Genomic DNA, 16,812 nt, shown 5'->3' on the forward strand with positions numbered 1-16,812 from the left:
GTTCCTCCGGCGACCGGCGCTTAGAATGGCACGCATCATGACGACCCCCGTATCGACACCGACGCTCATCGCGCCCTCCGCGGCCGCTCACACGGCCGACGGTCGCGCGCGCACCTACGAGGTGCGGACCTTCGGTTGTCAGATGAACGTGCACGATTCCGAGCGTCTCTCCGGTTCGCTCGAGAGCGCCGGCTACGTCCGAGCCGAAGCCGGTGCCGACGCCGACGTCGTCGTGATCAACACGTGCGCCGTCCGCGACAACGCCGCCGGCAAGCTGTACGGCACCCTCGGTCACCTCAAGTCGCGCAAGGACGCCCACGACGGCATGCAGATCGCCGTCGGAGGCTGCCTCGCGCAGATGGACAAGGACGCCGTGCAGCAGAAGGCGCCGTGGGTCGACGTCGTCTTCGGCACGCACAACATGGGGTCCCTTCCCGGAATGCTCGAGCGGGCGCGCCACAACGGCGAGGCCGAACTCGAGATCCTCGAGTCGCTCGAGATCTTTCCTTCGACGCTCCCCACCAAACGCGACTCGGTGCACAGCGGCTGGGTGTCGATCTCCGTGGGGTGCAACAACACCTGCACGTTCTGCATCGTCCCGAGCCTCCGCGGAAAAGAGAAGGACCGTCGTCCCGGCGACATCCTGAACGAGATCCGCCTCCTCGTCGACGACGGGGCGATCGAGGTCACGCTGCTCGGGCAGAACGTCAACTCCTACGGCGTCGAGTTCGGTGACCGGCTCGCCTTCGGCAAGCTTCTGCGCGCGGCCGGCGAGATCGACGGTCTCGAGCGCATCCGCTTCACCAGCCCGCACCCGGCGGCGTTCACGGACGACGTGATCGCCGCGATGGCCGAGACCCCGTCGGTCATGCCGCAACTGCACATGCCGCTGCAGTCGGGGTCGGACCGGATCCTCAAGGCCATGCGCCGGTCGTACCGCAGCGAACGGTTCCTCGGCATCCTCGAGCGTGTCCGCGACCAGATCCCTCACGCCGCGATCACGACCGACATCATCGTCGGTTTCCCGGGCGAGACGGATGCCGACTTCGAAGAGACCATGCGGGTGGTCGAGGCCTCCCGCTTCGCGAGCGCCTTCACCTTCCAGTACTCGATCCGCGAGGGCACTCCCGCCGCGACGATGGACGATCAGGTTCCGAAGGCGGTCGTCCAGGAGCGCTACGAGCGTCTCATCGCGCTGCAGGAGCGGATCTCCCTCGAAGAGAACCAGAACCAGGTCGGGCGCGTGCTCGAAGTGCTGGTGTCGACCGGCGAAGGCAAGAAGGACGCGGCGTCGCGGCGCCTCACGGGCCGCGCGGAAGACAATCGTCTCGTCCACTTCGAGGTGCCCGAGGGTTCGGCGCTCCCGCGCCCGGGTGATGTCGTCTCCGTGGAGGTCACGCGTGCCGCGCCGTTCTACCTCGTCGCCGATGCGGTGACCGGCGGGCCGCTGCATGTCCGCCGCACGCGGGCGGGCGACGCCTGGGACCGCGCGCAGGCGGAATCGTGCGGCGTTCCCGCACCCGGTGCCGACGCGGGCGCCCCGCGCGCCGTGTCACTGGGCCTTCCGAGTCTGCGTATCGGCGTGTGACCGCCGACGACGCGCCGCGGTTGTGGGCGATCGTCGGTGCGACCGGCACGGGGAAGACCGGGCTCTCGCTCAATCTGGCCCACGCCCTCCACGAGCGGGGACGCGCGGTGGAGATCGTGAACGCCGACGCCATGCAGCTGTACCGCGGCATGGACATCGGCACCGCGAAGCTGCCGACGCCGGAGAGGCGCGGGATCCCGCACCACCTCTTCGACGCTCTCGCCGTCACCGACGAAGCGGCGGTGGCCTGGTATCAGCCGACGGCCCGCGAGACGATCACAGGCGTGTTCTCGCGCGGGGCGGATGCGATCCTCGTGGGCGGTTCGGGACTGTACGTCTCCAGCGTGCTGTGGGACTTCCGTTTCCCGCCGCGGGATTCCGCCGTCCGTGCGGAGCTGGAGGCCGAGCTCGAGAGCGAGGGTCCCGGCGTGCTTTTCGCACGCCTGCGGGCCATGGACCCCGCCGCCGCCGAACGCATCGATCCGCGCAACGGACGACGGGTCGTCCGCGCGCTGGAGGTGCTGGCGCTGGGCGAGGACACCCATGGCGGTGCCCTTCCCGCCGAGCCCGACCTCTGGCATCCGCGGACGACGATCCTCGCGACGGAGATCGAACGCGAGACGCTCGTGGGCCTCCTCGACGCCCGGGTCGAGGCCATGTGGGAGCAGGGGCTGCTCGACGAGGTGTCCGCGCTGCGAGCCGAGGGGATCGAGCGCGGTGTCACCGCGGCGCGCGCGATCGGGTACGCGCAGGCGCTGGCCCAGCTCCGCGGCGAGATGACCCGCGCGGAGGCGATCGCCGAGACGCAGGCGCTCACGCGCCGCTACGCGCGGCGCCAGGTGTCGTGGTTCCGTCGCTATGCCGACGCCCGCCGCCTCGATGTCCGGACCGCCCGTGCCGACGCGCTCGTCGACGAGGTACGGGGAGACGAGGTGCGGGGGTGAGTGTGGAGATCCGCGCGTTCCGGGCGGCGGACGAAGAGGCGGTCGTGGCGTTGTGGGAGGAGGCCGGGCTCACCCGGCCGTGGAACGATCCGCGCGCCGACATCCGGCGGAAGCTCACCGTTCAGCCCGAGCTCTTCCTCGTGGCCGCCGACGGCGACACGGTGGTCGGCAGCGTCATGGCCGGATACGACGGTCACCGCGGATGGCTGTACTACCTGGCCTCGGCGTCGTCGCGCCGGGGGCGGGGGATCGGTCGCGCCCTCGTGGCCGAGGCCGAACGGCTCCTGGAAGCGATGGGATGCCCGAAGGTGCAGCTGATGGTGCGGCCGGACAACACCGGTGCGCGCGGGTTCTACGACGCGCTGGGGTACGTCCCGTTCGAGACGTGGGCCACGGGGCGTCGCCTCATCGTCGACGGACCGGGCGGTCCCGCCTGACGACGCCCACGGCGCCCGCATAACGGCCATCCCTAGACTGGATGCCATGGCGACTCTCGCGTTCACCAAGGGCCACGGCACCGGCAACGACTTCGTGATCGTGTCGGACCCGGATGGCGAGCTCCACCTCTCCGACGACCAGGTCGCGATCCTGTGCGACCGTCACTTCGGCATCGGAGCCGACGGATTGCTGCGCGTCGTCCGGTCCGTGGCGATCGACGAGGGGGCGGACGCGGCCGCGTCGGGGGCTGAGTGGTTCATGGACTACCGCAATGCGGACGGCTCGAAGGCGGAGATGTGCGGCAACGGTACGCGGGTGTTCGCCCGCTACCTGACCGATTCGGGACTCGCCGACATCGCCGGTGGGCTGCGCATCGGCACGCGCGCGGGCGTGAAGACCCTGACCCGCAGCGACCGCGGCTTCGAAGTCGACCTGGGGGAGTTCCTGATCGAGCCCGGCGAGGTGCTCGTGCGCGCGAAGGGCCTGCCCGTCGCGCGGCCCGGCGTCGGTGTCGACGTCGGCAACCCGCATGTCGTCGTGGCGCTCTCCTCGGACGCCGAGCTCGACAGCGCGGAGCTGGCGTATCAACCGGTGCTGGACCCGGCGCCCCGGCACGGGGCGAACGTCGAGTTCGTCGTTCCGGCCGACCCGCTCGTGCGCGACGGCGTGGGCGCGATCAGCATGCGCGTGTTCGAGCGCGGCGTCGGCGAGACGCTGAGCTGCGGCACGGGTGTCGCGGCCGCGGCCCTCGCCGTGCGGCACTGGGCCGGATCCGCGGCGCCCGATGCGTGGGTCGTCGAAACGCGCGGCGGAACTCTGGGCGTGCGCGTCGCCGACGGTCACGTGTACCTCTCGGGCCCGGCATCCCTCGTCTTCACCGGAGAGGTCGCTCTGGCCTGAACCGGCGGTGTGCGCCGGCGGAACGCGTCAGAGCGCGTCGGCGATGACGTCGATGGGTTCGCTCGGAGGCGAGCCGTGACGACGGACCCGCAGCACCCGGTACCCGCGTCCGGTGGCGGCACGGTGGACCGAGAATCCGCTCGCGAACGTCGCCGCCAGCCACCGCTGGAGCGAATCGGAACCGAGGTTGCGCTGGACCACGAACCACCCGTCGGACCGCTCCGCGAGGCGCGGGATCCAGTGCTCCAGCATGCCGTGGAGTTCGTTCTTTCCCACCCGGATGGGCGGGTTCGAGCGGATCGTGCGGAACGCGATCCCGTCGGGAACATCCTCGGGACGAACGGCGTTGACATTGGTGAGGCCGAGGCGCTCCGCGTTCTGCCTCACGAGGTCGAGAGCCCGCTCGTTGACGTCGACGGCCCAGACCGTCGCATGAGGGGCATCCAGAGCGAGGCTCAGCGTGATCGGACCCCAGCCGCTTCCCAGGTCGAGGAAGTTCCCACCGGCGGGCGGGGCCGGCGTGTTGGCCAGGAGCACCGAGGTTCCGGCATCCAGACGGTCCGGACTGAAGACACCGCCCGCGGTCACGACTTCGAGCTCACGCCCGGCGAGGGTGACACGGAGGCGGCGGAACTGTTCGGGACTCGACGGCGACGCGCTGAAATAGTGGTCGCTCCCCATGCCAAGGAAGCGTAGCGGACCGGAGCCCTCGACGTGGGGGCGACTAAAGTGCGAGGATGCCGCGGCACCGCTCGCGGACGGAAGGAACACATGACCGAACAGACCACACCCCCGAGCATCGACGAGTCGCCGGTCGACCCGGTCGACCGTGTGCTTTCGCGCGCCGACGCGCATCGCGGGGTCCGGGTCTTCGGCGCAGCGCAGGCCCTGCAGGACTCCGCCACCGCCTACGGCGGATCCGCCGACGGCGACCAGTGGGATCGTGAGGAGCGTGCGGCGCTCCGACGCGTCCCGGGCCTGTCGACCGAGCTGGAAGACGTCACCGAGGTCGAGTATCGGCAGCTGCGCCTCGAGAACGTCGTTCTCGTCGGCGTGCACCCGCAGGGCGAGCAGGCGGATGCCGAGAACTCGCTGCGCGAGCTGGCGGCCCTGGCCGAGACGGCGGGCGCGGTCGTGCTGGACGGCGTGCTGCAGCGCCGCCCGCATCCCGACCCCGCGACGTACGTGGGGCGCGGCAAGGCCCAGGAGCTGCGCGACATCGTCGCGGCGGTGGGTGCGGACACGGTCATCGCCGACACCGAACTCGCCCCGAGCCAGCGGCGCGCCCTCGAGGACGTGGTGAAGGTCAAGGTCATCGACCGGACGACCGTGATCCTCGACATCTTCAGCCAGCACGCCAAGAGCCGCGAGGGTAAGGCGCAGGTCGAACTCGCGCAGCTCGAATACCTGCTTCCGCGCCTGCGCGGTTGGGGTGACTCGATGTCGCGTCAGGCCGGTGGACAGGTCGGTGCCGGCGGCGCCGGTATGGGCTCGCGCGGTCCCGGTGAGACCAAGATCGAGCTCGACCGGCGACGTATCCGCACCAAGATGGCGCTGCTGCGCAAGCAGCTGCGGGACTTCGCGCCCGCCCGCGCGGCGAAGCGCGCCGAGCGCAAGCGTCACACGATCCCCTCCGTCGCGATCGCCGGATACACCAACGCCGGCAAGTCCAGCCTGCTCAATCGACTGACGAGCGCGGGCGTTCTGGTCGAGAACGCCCTGTTCGCGACCCTGGATGCCACCGTCCGCCGTTCCGAGACCACGGACGGCCGTGTCTACACGCTGACCGACACGGTCGGTTTCGTCCGGAACCTTCCGCACCAGCTCGTCGAGGCGTTCCGTTCGACCCTGGAAGAGGTCGGCGACGCCGATGTCATCCTGCACGTCGTGGATGCGTCGCACCCGGATCCCGCGGCGCAGCTGTCGACGGTTCGGGATGTGATGGGCGACGTGGACGCCGACTTCGGGCACGAGATCGTCGTGTTCAACAAGGCCGACCTCGTGAGCCCGGACGATCGCCTCGTCCTGCGCGGTCTCGCCCCGGCTGCGATGTTCGTGTCATCCCGAACCGGCGAGGGCATCGACGAGCTCCGCGCCGCGATCGAGGACGCGCTGCCGCTCCCCGCGGTCGAGGTGCGCGCGGTCGTGCCGTACGACCGCGGCGACCTCGTGTCGGCGGTCCACGAGACCGGCCTGATCATGGCTCAGGAGCACCGCGAGCAGGGAACCTTCCTGCACGCGCACGTCGGTGCGCGTCTCGCGGCCGAGCTCGCTCCGTACGCCGCCTGATCGGATCCCTCACACGACGACGCCCTGCCTCTCGGCGGGGCGTCGTCGTGTGAGGACTCAGTCGAGCGCGAACGCCGGGATGCCGGGTGTCTCGAACCCGAAGACCGCGCCGAGGAAGCCGAGCTCGCGCTGGAGGGAGTCCACCACCGTCTCCGCGCGACGGAAACCGTGGCCCTCGCCCTCGTACAGGACGTACGAGTGCGCGACGCCGTGGGCCGCGAGGGCGTCGCGGATCGCTTCGGCCTGCGAGGGCGGGACGACCCGGTCCTCGGCGCCCTGCAGGATCAGCAGGGGCACGCGGAAGCGATCGGGGTGCGACAACGGCGACCGGTCGAGGTAGACGGCCTCCGCTTCGGGGAGCGGCCCGATGAGACCGTCGAGGTAGCGCGCTTCGAAGTCGTGGGTGTCTTCCGCGAGAGCGCGGGCGTCGCCTACGCCGTAGCGGGAGATCCCCGCCGAGAACACGTCGGTGTTCGTCACCGCCGCGAGCACGGTCCAGCCGCCCGCGGACCCTCCGGCGATGGCCAGGCGCTCGGGGTCGGCGAGACCGGCGGCCGCGAGAGCGGATGCCGCCGCGGCGACGTCGTCGACATCCACGACCCCCCACTGCCCGCGCAGTCTCTCGCGGTAGGCGCGACCGTACCCCGTGGAACCGCCGTAGTTCACGTCGAGCACGCCGATTCCGCGACTGGTGAAGAACGCCGTCTTCGCCGAAGGGGCGGGACCGACGTGCGACGTCGGCCCGCCGTGGACGAGGACGAGGTACGGCGGCCGCTCGCCGGCCGGGGCCACGACATCGGGGTTCGTCGGCGGGTAGGCGAAGGCGTGCACCGGGCCGTGCGGGCCCCCGGTGGTGAGGGCGCGGGCGGCCGGCATCCATTCGACGCCCGGGTGGTCTGCGACCGTGACCTGCGCGACCGCTCCGGTGTCGAGGTCGATCGACCACAGTCCCGACAGCCCCGAGGCGTCGGAACCGGAGACGAGGGCGCGGGAGCCGCGCACGTCGTCGACCGAGGCGCCGGCGACCACCGGCACGTCGAGCAGACGGATGCCGCTGGGCGCGATCTCGACGATCTCGTCGCCGCCGTCGGTGCGGACGGCGATGATGCGACCGTCGTCGGTGGCCGAGAACCAGCGGGTCCCGAGGACCCAGACCGGGCCGCCGGTGTCGGCGTCGGCCGGCGCGACCGGCTGGGGGTCACCGTCGAGCGACCGACGGAACAGGTTCCAGCGCTCCTCCGGATCGTCGGCGTACAGCAGCTCGTCGTCGCCGATCCAGACGGGCTGCAGCGGTGCGCGGCGGTCGCCTCCGGCGAGATCGCGCACGTCTCCGGTTGCGAGGTCGGCGACGCGGAGCACGGTGGCGTCCCACGGCATGTCGGGGTGGTCCCACGCGATCCACGCCAGGTGGCGGCCGTCGGGGGACAGCGCCGGGTGGGCGAGGAACACGCTTCCCGTGGCGAGCACCTCCGTGTCGGAGCCGTCGAGCGGGATCCGCACGATCGCGCGCTCCGGGACCCGCTGGGCTCCGTGGGTCTCGCGGACCGCCACGAGGCTGCCGTACTGCCAGGACAGCCCTCCGTGCCGCACATCGCCGCCCTCGGGGGTCAGCGCGCGCGGCGCGCCACCGGTGGTGAGCGAATAGACACGCTGGTCGGACTTCTCGACGTAGAAGAGCTGGCCGTCGTCGGATGCCGTCCAGGCGCCGCCGCCGTACTCGTGCACCGACGAGCGGGCGTTGCCCGGAGCGGGCAGGACCGTCTCGACCGATCCGTCCGGGCGCTTCCGTTTCACGGTGACGCGTCCGCCCTCGCTCGGGACGGATTCGCCCCACCAGACGTCGTCGCCGACGATGCGCGCGCCGTCCAGCCGAGGCGATGACTGCGCGACCGCCTCGGGCGTGAGGGGAGAGGGCCAGGATCCGTATGGGAGCGTCTGCGGCATGGCATCCACCCTACGGACCGGGCCGGACATGCCGCGCTGCGCCTTCGTCGCCGTGCCCCGAGGCACCCGAACGGCGCGCGACCCGGCCGGACGCCCACCGGCGACGGTCTCAGCCGCCGACGACCTGCCGCGTCACACCGAGCCGACCCACCCAGTCGCGGATGACCTGACGCTGGCCCGCGTCGCACGTGTAGCCGTACCCGACGGTGACCTCGTAGTAGGAGTAGGCGTCGATCGCGACCTCGTGATCGAGCGACCACCCGTCGAGGAACGTCAGCGCGTAGCAGTCGGCCATCGTCTCGGCGTCGCCCCCGAAGGACGCGAGCGCGTCGTCGGTCGGCTGAGGGTTGGTGAACTGCAGGACGTGAGCGTACTCGTGGTAGGCGGCGCCGGTGCGGATCCAGTCGGTCATCGTGGGATCGGTCTGGGAGTCGGCCCGCACGTGCACCGTGAAGGGTTGCGCGCCGGACACGCACGCCAGGGCCGTGGCGCCGCAGGGCGTGGCGCCCTCGAAGACGGTCGAGACCCACCCGCGTCCGAGATCGTCGAGCGTCGCCTCCCACGCGGTCCCCGACGCGTTCGACGCGGCCTGAGCGCTGACGCCGTCGGAGCGGCTCGAGATTTCCGACGTCAATCTCTGCACGTCCACGACGTCCTGATCGAGCGCGGCGGGGTTCCGCCGGTGGATCCACGCGCGATCGGCGAGATCCTCGACGCGGTACCACGGCACGATCGTCGCGTAGGGGAGACCGACGAGCGGCTCGATCGTCGCGTACAGGTCGTTCATCGCGGTACCGAACTGCTCTTTGCGATCGATCATCTCCTGCTGCTCGTCGAGACGTCGCTGCTGGTCGGTGATCTGCTGCTGCTGGTCGCCGATGAGCGTGCGAGCCTCCTGCAGCTGGGTGACCACCCAGAAGAATCCGAGCCCGCCGGCGACGACGGCGACGGCCAGGAGGACGGCGAGGACCACGACGCTCGCGCGCGGACGACGACGTTCGGCCGGCACGGTGACGGGGGCCTCGGTGAGGGGTGCGTCCGCGGGGAGGGAGGGAGCGGGGCCCGGATCCCCGGCCACGGGCACGCGACCCGCGGCCGGATCGTCGGGCACGGCGGGCGGAGCGGGGCGTGCACTGGCCGGGTCGGAGGGCGGGGGCTCGGCGGCGGGGGTGGGGGACGACACGGGACTCGCTCTCTCGATGTGTCCTGTCATGTTAGGGGCGTCCGGCGCGGGCGATCATGCGGCTGTGGAGAGAGCTCGGAACGACGGAGGCCGGATGCCCACCGCGAGGTGGTCATCCGGCCTCCGGAGGAGCCGAGCCGGCGTCAGACCGTCCGCAGCACGGCGACGACCCGGCCGAGGACGACGGCTTCGTCGCCCAGGATCGGCTCGAACGCGGAGTTGCGGGGGAGCAGCCACGTGTGACCGTCCCGGCGGCGGAACGTCTTCACCGTCGCCTCGCCGTCCAGCATGGCGGCCACGACCTCGCCGTTCTCGGCGGTGGACTGCGTGCGCACGACCACCCAGTCGCCGTCGCAGATCGCCGCGTCGATCATCGAGTCACCCGAGACCTTGAGCATGAACAGTTCACCCTTTCCGACGAGCTGGCGGGGGAGGGGGAAGATCTCCTCGACCTGCTGATCGGCGGTGATCGGCACTCCCGCGGCGATCCGGCCGACGAGCGGGACCAGGGCGGCGTCGCCCACGGCGGGTGCGGTGTCGGCCGGATTCTCGGCGGCGGTGCCGGGCAGGTCGATCAGGACCTCCATCGCCCGCGTCTTGCCGGGGTCGCGGCGGAGGTACCCGCTGAGCTCGAGCTGGTTCAGCTGGTGGGTGACGCTCGAGAGCGACTTGAGCCCCACCGCGTCGCCGATCTCGCGCATGCTCGGCGGATAGCCGTGCCGTGCGATCGAGCGCTGGATCACCTCGAGGATGGCGAGCTGCTTGTCGCTGAGGCTCTTCCGGCGCCGGGTCTGCGGCCGTTCGCGGCCGGCCGCGGTCGTCGCGTCGGTCATGTGTGCTCCCCTCGCGCCGCGTCCTGCGATGCGGCGGAAATTCGAATGTCGGAGGTCCGTGATGAGGTCTCCTCGTCGAAACCGTATCCGGTGGACCACTCGATCGCGGCGGAGCTTCCCGCGTGTCGCGTTCGATCGGTCTCCGATAACGCCGGTGTTGACGCCTCCACAGTATCGAAGATAGATTCGGAATACAGATTCGCACCACCGCCCTCCCGGCCGAGGGCGGGGTGTGAATCTCTCCCCACCGAGGAGCACACCATGAGCAGCATCGCCGTCACCGCCCCCACCACCCGCCTGCGTCTGACCGCGCGCGGACGTCGGGTGTTCGCCTTCTTGGCCGCGCTTCCCGTGGTCGTCGCCCTCGCGCTCGCCGTCGTCGGCGGCGGAGCGGCCCTCGCCTCGAACGAGACGGGCGCTCCCACGGGTGCCTTCACCGAGATCACCGTCATGAGCGGCGAGACCCTGTGGTCGATCGCCGAAGACGTCGCCCCCGCGTCCGATCCGCGAGACGTCGTCGCCGAGATCGCCCGCCTCAACGCGCTTGAGAACGGTTCGGTCACCGCCGGTCAGCGCATCGCCATCCCCGCGGCCTACGCCTTGGGGCGGTGATCACCCGGCGCGTCGCCGCCTACCATGGGTGAGGTGACCGTGCGCCTCGACGACCTTCCTCTTCGCGACGACCTCCGGGGCATGACTCCCTACGGAGCGCCGCAGGCGGCCCTGCCCGTCGCCCTCAACGTTAACGAGAACACCCACCCCGTTCCGTCCGAGGTGGCGGACGACATCCTGGACGCCGTCGCCCGGGCCCTTCGCGACGTCAACCGGTACCCGGACCGCGAGTTCACCGGCCTTCGGGAGGCCTTCGCCGACTATCTCGGCCACGGTCTCGTCCGAGAGCAGATCTGGGCGGCGAACGGGTCGAACGAGGTGCTCCAGCACGTCCTGCAGGCCTTCGGTGGTCCGGGGCGCCGCGCGATGGGCTTCGCACCCACCTACTCGATGTACCCGATCCTGACGCGCGCCACCGGCGCGGAGTGGATCGCGGGGGAGCGCGAGCACGACTTCACGCTGAGCGCCGCGTTCGCCGCCGAGCAGGTGGTGCGCGAGAACCCCGACATCGTGTTCCTGTGCGCTCCGAACAACCCCACCGGCACTCCTTTGAGCCTCGACGTCATCGAGGCCGTGTACGCGGTGACCGACGGCATCGTGATCGTCGACGAGGCCTACCAGGAGTTCGCTCCCCACGACGAGCCGTCCGCGGTGACGCTGCTGCCGGGCCGCCCGCGTCTGGTGGTGTCGCGGACGATGAGCAAGGCGTTCGCCTTCGCCGGCGCGCGCGTGGGGTATCTCGCAGCCGACCCCGCCCTCGTCGACGCGCTCCGTCTCGTGCGTCTGCCGTACCACCTGAGCGCCCTGACCCAGGCGGCGGCGACCGCCGCGCTGGGGCACGCCGACACGATGCTGTCGATGGTGGATGAGATCGTCGCCCAGCGCGACCGGATCTCCGCCACGGTGGCGGCGTTGGGGTACACCGCGCACGAGTCGTGGACGAACTTCGTGCTGTTCGGCGGGGTCGACGATCCGGCAGCGACCTGGCAGGCCCTCTACGATCGCGGCGTCCTCATCCGCGATGTCGGTATCGCCCACCACCTGCGCGTCACGGCGGGGACCGCGGACGAGACGACGGCGTTCCTCGATGCACTGGCGTCGGTAGGATCGCGAGCATGACCGCCGCTGCCACGCCTCGCACCGCAACGATCGTCCGCGAGACGAGCGAGTCGCGGGTGGAGCTGTCCCTCGACCTGGACGGGACCGGAGCGAGCGAGATCTCCACGAGCGTGCCGTTCTTCGATCACATGCTGACGGCCTTCGCGAAGCACTCGCTGACCGATCTTCGGGTGACGGCCACGGGCGACACGCACATCGACGCGCACCACACGGTCGAAGACACCTCGATCGTGCTCGGCCAGGCGATCCGTCAGGCGCTGGGCGACAAGTCGGGCATCGCCCGGTACGGCGACGCCCTCGTCCCCCTCGACGAGGCGCTCGCCCAGGCGGTCGTCGACATCAGCGGCCGGCCGTACCTGGTCCACACCGGCGAGCCCGCGGGCTTCGAGCACCACCTCATCGGGGGACACTTCACCGGGTCGCTCGTGCGTCACTCGTTCGAGGCGATCTCGATCCACGCCGGACTCACCGTGCACGTGCGCGTGCTGGGCGGGCGCGATCCGCACCACATCGCCGAGGCCGAGTACAAGGCGCTGGCTCGCGCGTTCCGCCAGGCGAAGGCGCTCGACCCGCTCGTCGACGGCATCCCCAGCACCAAGGGAGCCCTGTGAGCAAGCCCGTCGTCGCGGTCCTCGATTACGGTTCGGGCAACGTCCACTCGGCGGTCAAGGCTCTCATCGAGGCCGGTGCGGACGCGCGCCTCACCTCCGACCGTGCGCTGCTCCTCGACGCCGACGGACTGCTGGTTCCCGGCGTCGGGGCCTTCAGCGCCGTGATGGACGCCCTCACCGCCAGCCGCGGGGGCGAGATCATCGATCGCCGCCTCGCCGGCGGACGTCCCGTACTCGGGATCTGCGTGGGCATGCAGGTCATGTTCGGTCGCGGGATCGAGCGCGGCACCGACACCGAGGGCCTCGGGGAGTGGCCCGGCACCGTTTCGGAGCTCGCGGCTCCGGTGCTGCCGCACATGGGATGGAACACCGTCTCCGCCGGGCAGGGCTCGCGTCTGTTCGACGGGATCGCCGATGAGCGCTTCTACTTCGTGCACTCGTACGCCGCTCAGGAATGGTCGCTCGAGGTCACCCCTCCGTTCCCCGAGCCGGTGCTCACGTGGTGCACCTACGGCGAGCCCTTCCTGGCCGCCGTCGAGAACGGTCCTCTCGCGGCGACGCAGTTCCACCCCGAGAAGTCGGGGGAGGCCGGCATCCGGCTGCTCGCGAATTGGATCGACGGGCTGCGCGCGACTACTGTGTGACCTCGTGCCCGGGGCTGGCGACAGGCGCCTGCCGGCACGAGGAGCCATGAACGATTTCGCGTCCACGCCCGAGCTTGTCCTTCTCCCCGCGGTCGACGTGGCCGACGGAAAGGCCGTCCGACTGACCCAGGGAGAGGCCGGCACCGAGACCAGCTACGGCGATCCCGTGGATGCCGCCCTGGACTTCGCCCGTCAGGGCGCGGCCTGGATCCACCTGGTCGACCTGGATGCCGCCTTCGGTCGCGGCAACAACACCGCCGTGATGCGCAAGGTCATCAAGCAGGTCAAGGGCGTGCAGGTCGAGCTGTCCGGTGGCATCCGTGACGACCGGTCGCTGGAGGCGGCTCTGGAGAGCGGCGCGAGCCGCATCAACCTGGGCACCGCCGCCCTGGAGAACCCGGAGTGGGCCGCCGACGTCATCAACCGCTACGGCGAGGCCATCGCCGTGGGCCTCGACGTGCGCGGCACGACGCTCGCCGCCCGCGGCTGGACGCGTGACGGCGGCGACCTGTGGACGGTCCTGGAGCGACTCGAGGATGCCGGCTGCAGCCGCTACGTCGTCACCGACGTGACGAAGGACGGCACGCTCCGCGGCCCGAACCTCGAGCTGCTCCGCGAACTGACCCAGCGCACGCCCAAGCCCGTCGTGGCGTCCGGCGGCGTGTCGAGCCTGGACGACATCGCGGCCCTGCGGGAGCTGGTGCCGCTGGGCGTCGAGGGCGCGATCGTGGGCAAGGCGCTCTACGCGGGCCAGTTCACCCTGGCCGAGGCGCTGGATGTCGCCGGGCACTGACGACCACCGGGCCGACTCGGCCGGCGTCCCGTGGGAGGGGCGACGGTTCGAGGCGAATCCGCATTCCGGGGACGACGGCTCCGCCGATCCCGCGCTTCTGCTCGCGCTGGAGGCGTTCGCCGCGGGTGGCGGCGACGCCGGTGCCGTCGTCGAGGCCTACCGCACGGCGCGGCTGCTCATCCCCCTGGTGGCGGAGAAGGGCGACCACGGCATCGGCGCGCACGGGCTCGAGGTCGACAAGACGCAGGAGCTGTCGATCGTGACGGTCGCGGCCCCGGATGGGCGCAAGGTCCTGCCGGTGTTCAGCTCGGTCGAGGCGATGCAACGATGGGATGCCACGGCCCGCCCGGTGCCCGCGGACGGTCGCCGCACGGCCCTGGCCGCGGCCTCCGAGGACACGGAGCTCATCGTGATCGATCCGGCCTCGGACACGGAATTCGTGCTGCGCCGGCCCGCGGTGTGGGCCATCGCGCAGGGCGAGTCGTGGGAGCCGGCGCATACCGCTCCCGCCGTCTTCACCGGGCTGCAGGAGAGCATCTCCGGCGAACTCGCGGTGCTCGATCTCGCGGTGCAGCCGGGCGACCCGACGGGGCGCTTGCGGGGCCCGGAGCTGGTGGTCCACCTCCAGCTGATGTCGGGCCTGGAGCAGGACGAGTTGGATGCCGTGCTCGCCCGTCTCGCGCGTCGCTGGGCCGCCGACGACCGTGTCGCGGTCCTCGTGGACTCGCTGACGGTCAAACTGCATCGCAGCACCGACGTCTGACGCGCGCGCGGACGTTCACACGGGGCGAGGACCCGACCGCGCCAACAGCCCGCGCAGCGCCGCGTCGAGCCAGGCGCGGTAGCGGGCGTCGGTCCACCCGGAGGTGGTGACGAAGAACGCGTAGGTCTCGGGTCCGACGAGGTGATTCAACTCGTCCGTCGCCTGTTCACGCTCTCGCGGGTCGAGGAGGCCCCGTTCGATCAACCATCCCGCCGCCCGTCCGAGGTCTGCGCGCCGTCGTGTCCCCAGATCGCGGATGGATGCCGCAGCGAGGTCGTCGGTCTCGGCGGCGACGGTCATCGCGCGGATGAGTCCCGCGGTCGCGCGGTTGGCGTGCGCGACGTAGTCCAGCCAGCCGCCCATGGCGTCGTCCGCATCCGGACGCGACATGATCTCGATCATCGCCGGACGTTCGGTCAGGCTGTGCGGACCGTCGTCCCCGGCGAAGGTGCGCTCGTAGGCCGCGATGAGGAGCGCCGCCTTGGTGCCCGCGAGATGCACGGACTGCACCGACACCCCCGCCTCGTCGGCGATGTCCTTCATGGTCGTGCGGGTGTAGCCGCGCCGGGGGAGCAGTTGGGCGGTCGCGTCGAGGATGGCGTTCCGCGTGCGCTGGGCGTCCGCTTGCCGCGCGGGCGACGAATAGGGCCGCGGGGTCATGGCATCCTTCCACTATGGTTAGAGACCAAATCTAACGAAATGGATGCCACCATGGTGACCGTTCTTCTGGCGTCGAACCCGATCCACGGCCACGTCGGACCGATGCTCCAGGTCGCCGGCCATCTCGTGCGCGAGGGGCACGCGGTGACGGTGGTCACCGGCACGCGATTCCGGGAGCGCGTCGAAGCGGTCGGCGCGGACTTCCGTCCGCTCCGCGGCGCGGCCGACTACGACGACCGCCGCCCCGACCTGTACCTGCCGGAGAGGGCGAAGTACTCCGGCGTCCGCCAGGCTCAATACGACATCCGGACGATCTTCATCGACACGATCCCCGATCAGCACGCGGCCGTGGAGGCGGCGATCGAGGACATCCGTCCCGACACCGTCCTCGTGGACGGCGCGTTCGGAGGCATCCTGCCGATCCTCGATCGGACCAGCGAGCGACCTCCGGTGCTCGCCCTCGGTGTGACCCCGTTGTCGCAGTCGTCGCGGGTGCTGGGCCCGTACGGCATGGCCCTCCCTCCGGCGCGCGGTGCGGTCGACCGTGCCCGGTACGCGGCGCTGGGTGTGGTCGCCCGTCGTATCGTCTTCGGGTCCACCCGACGGGCGGCGGTCCGTGCGCTCGCGGCCTGCGGCACGCGCCCCCGGGGATTCGTCATGGATCTGTCGGAGCGGTTCGACCGCTTCCTCCAGACCGGGCCGGCGAGCCTGGAGTACCCGCGCCCCGATCTCGCGGCGAACACGCACTTCGTCGGCGTGCTGCCGCAGGCGGCCTCCGACGTGGCCCTGCCGCCGTGGTGGGACGATCTCGACGCGGCGGAAGCGGTCGTCCATGTCACTCAGGGCACGATCGACAACCACGATTTCGGGCGTCTCGTCGGTCCGACCCTGGCGGCGCTGAGCGACCGTCCCGTCCTCGTCGTCGTCAGCGCGGGGGGACGCGCCGTCGAGGATCTGGGCCCCCTTCCGGCCAACGCGCGAGCCGCGAGCTACCTCCCGTACGACGCACTGCTCCCGCGCACGGACGTCCTTGTCACGAACGGGGGGTTCGGGGGAGTGCAGGCGGCTCTCGCGGCGGGTGTCCCGGTCGTCGCCGCCGGCGACACCGAGGACAAGCCCGAGGTCGGTGCGCGAATCGCCTGGACCGGCGCGGGCGTGGATCTGCGCACCGGGAGCCCGAAGCCCGACGAGGTCGCCCGAGCCGTGGATGCCGTCCTCGCCGACCCCTCGTACCGTGCGGCGGCGAGCCGGATCGCCGTGGATGCCGCCCGCCACGACGCCCTCGCCGAGATCACGCAGCATCTCCTCGAAACTCGAGTCCCCTGACGCCGCATCCGCACTCCCGCGGGTGTCACCGGGGAGCCGTCCTGCACCGACCCGCCGCTTCATGCTCCGCGGGTGTCACCGAGGCGCCGTCCTGCACCGGCATCCCACCGCCACCTCGACCCGCCGCTTCATGCTCCGCGGGTGTCACGGAGGAGCTGTGCTGCG

17 protein-coding genes are annotated in these 16,812 nt (G+C 71.2%); 12 read left to right on the forward strand and 5 right to left on the reverse strand.

The features are described from left to right. Positions 1-37 precede the first annotated feature (37 nt). From miaB to dapF, 4 genes are read left to right on the forward strand one after another with little or no spacing between them, the layout of a single operon-like run. Entirely contained in the window at positions 38-1,588 is a 1,551-nt protein-coding gene (gene miaB / locus QM517_RS14210) for a tRNA (N6-isopentenyl adenosine(37)-C2)-methylthiotransferase MiaB (protein ID WP_283288245.1), read from the forward strand. Further along, positions 1,585-2,532: a tRNA (adenosine(37)-N6)-dimethylallyltransferase MiaA gene (gene miaA, locus QM517_RS14215; protein WP_283288248.1), complete on the forward strand. Its 948-nt coding sequence runs from the start codon at positions 1,585-1,587 to the stop codon at positions 2,530-2,532. Before miaB ends, miaA begins: the two co-directional genes overlap by 4 nt. Further along, on the forward strand, positions 2,529-2,969 hold the full coding sequence (locus QM517_RS14220; protein WP_077050166.1) for a GNAT family acetyltransferase: 441 nt from the start codon (positions 2,529-2,531) through the stop codon (positions 2,967-2,969). Before miaA ends, QM517_RS14220 begins: the two co-directional genes overlap by 4 nt. Positions 2,970-3,015: 46 nt before the next feature. Continuing rightward, on the forward strand, positions 3,016-3,870 hold the full coding sequence (dapF, locus tag QM517_RS14225) for a diaminopimelate epimerase (protein ID WP_077050165.1): 855 nt from the start codon (positions 3,016-3,018) through the stop codon (positions 3,868-3,870). A 27-nt stretch (positions 3,871-3,897) separates the two neighbouring features. Here dapF and QM517_RS14230 read toward each other — a convergent pair whose 3' ends face one another. Beyond that, the gene (locus tag QM517_RS14230; RefSeq protein WP_077050164.1) at positions 3,898-4,551 is read right to left on the reverse strand and encodes a class I SAM-dependent methyltransferase; all 654 of its coding nucleotides are present in this window, start codon (positions 4,549-4,551) and stop codon (positions 3,898-3,900) included. 90 nt (positions 4,552-4,641) lie between these two features. Between QM517_RS14230 and hflX the strand changes: the two genes are divergently transcribed. Beyond that, a complete protein-coding gene (gene hflX, locus QM517_RS14235) occupies positions 4,642-6,159 on the forward strand; it encodes a GTPase HflX (RefSeq protein ID WP_077050163.1) in 1,518 nt (505 codons plus the stop codon). Positions 6,160-6,216: 57 nt separating this feature from the next. On the opposite strand, the gene QM517_RS14240 is transcribed toward hflX, so the two are convergent. The 3 genes from QM517_RS14240 to lexA form a co-directional block, all read right to left on the reverse strand. Continuing rightward, complete coding sequence (locus QM517_RS14240) at positions 6,217-8,103, reverse strand: S9 family peptidase (RefSeq protein ID WP_283288251.1); 1,887 nt, start codon at positions 8,101-8,103, stop codon at positions 6,217-6,219. 109 nt (positions 8,104-8,212) lie between these two features. Next, complete coding sequence (locus QM517_RS14245; RefSeq protein WP_283288252.1) at positions 8,213-9,286, reverse strand: hypothetical protein; 1,074 nt, start codon at positions 9,284-9,286, stop codon at positions 8,213-8,215. Positions 9,287-9,429: 143 nt separating this feature from the next. Beyond that, positions 9,430-10,119, reverse strand: a complete 690-nt coding sequence (lexA, locus tag QM517_RS14250; protein ID WP_283288254.1) for a transcriptional repressor LexA — start codon at positions 10,117-10,119, stop codon at positions 9,430-9,432. A gap of 261 nt (positions 10,120-10,380) precedes the next feature. Here lexA and QM517_RS14255 point away from each other — a divergent pair, with 261 nt between their 5' ends. Genes QM517_RS14255 through QM517_RS14280 form a run of 6 tightly spaced genes read left to right on the forward strand, consistent with a single transcriptional unit; the run spans position 10,381 to position 14,661 of the window. Next, positions 10,381-10,731, forward strand: coding sequence for a LysM peptidoglycan-binding domain-containing protein (locus tag QM517_RS14255; protein ID WP_283288257.1), 351 nt, complete (start codon positions 10,381-10,383; stop codon positions 10,729-10,731). Between the two features lie 24 nt (positions 10,732-10,755). Then, positions 10,756-11,850 carry a histidinol-phosphate transaminase gene (locus QM517_RS14260; protein ID WP_175627547.1) on the forward strand — a complete coding sequence of 365 codons (1,095 nt, stop codon included), beginning with the start codon at positions 10,756-10,758 and terminating at the stop codon, positions 11,848-11,850. Next, entirely contained in the window at positions 11,847-12,461 is a 615-nt protein-coding gene (gene hisB, locus QM517_RS14265) for an imidazoleglycerol-phosphate dehydratase HisB (protein ID WP_283288259.1), read from the forward strand. The genes QM517_RS14260 and hisB overlap by 4 nt, the downstream gene beginning before the upstream one ends. After that, a complete protein-coding gene (gene hisH, locus QM517_RS14270) occupies positions 12,458-13,105 on the forward strand; it encodes an imidazole glycerol phosphate synthase subunit HisH (RefSeq protein WP_077050158.1) in 648 nt (215 codons plus the stop codon). Before hisB ends, hisH begins: the two co-directional genes overlap by 4 nt. 46 nt (positions 13,106-13,151) lie before the next feature. Then, complete coding sequence (gene priA / locus QM517_RS14275) at positions 13,152-13,898, forward strand: bifunctional 1-(5-phosphoribosyl)-5-((5-phosphoribosylamino)methylideneamino)imidazole-4-carboxamide isomerase/phosphoribosylanthranilate isomerase PriA (protein WP_077050157.1); 747 nt, start codon at positions 13,152-13,154, stop codon at positions 13,896-13,898. Further along, positions 13,882-14,661, forward strand: a complete 780-nt coding sequence (locus QM517_RS14280) for an SseB family protein (protein WP_077050156.1) — start codon at positions 13,882-13,884, stop codon at positions 14,659-14,661. Before priA ends, QM517_RS14280 begins: the two co-directional genes overlap by 17 nt. Positions 14,662-14,676: 15 nt before the next feature. On the opposite strand, the gene QM517_RS14285 is transcribed toward QM517_RS14280, so the two are convergent. Beyond that, positions 14,677-15,321 (reverse strand): TetR/AcrR family transcriptional regulator, encoded by a 645-nt coding sequence (locus QM517_RS14285; RefSeq protein ID WP_283288263.1) that lies wholly within the window; start codon positions 15,319-15,321, stop codon positions 14,677-14,679. Positions 15,322-15,360: 39 nt separating this feature from the next. On the opposite strand from QM517_RS14285, the gene QM517_RS14290 reads away from it, so the two are divergent. Then, the gene (locus QM517_RS14290; RefSeq protein WP_283288265.1) at positions 15,361-16,647 is read left to right on the forward strand and encodes a glycosyltransferase; all 1,287 of its coding nucleotides are present in this window, start codon (positions 15,361-15,363) and stop codon (positions 16,645-16,647) included. Positions 16,648-16,812: the final 165 nt, after the last annotated feature.

Origin of the sequence: Microbacterium sp. IEGM 1404 (genome assembly GCF_030056775.1) — a bacterium.
In the GTDB taxonomy this organism is placed as follows: domain Bacteria; phylum Actinomycetota; class Actinomycetes; order Actinomycetales; family Microbacteriaceae; genus Microbacterium.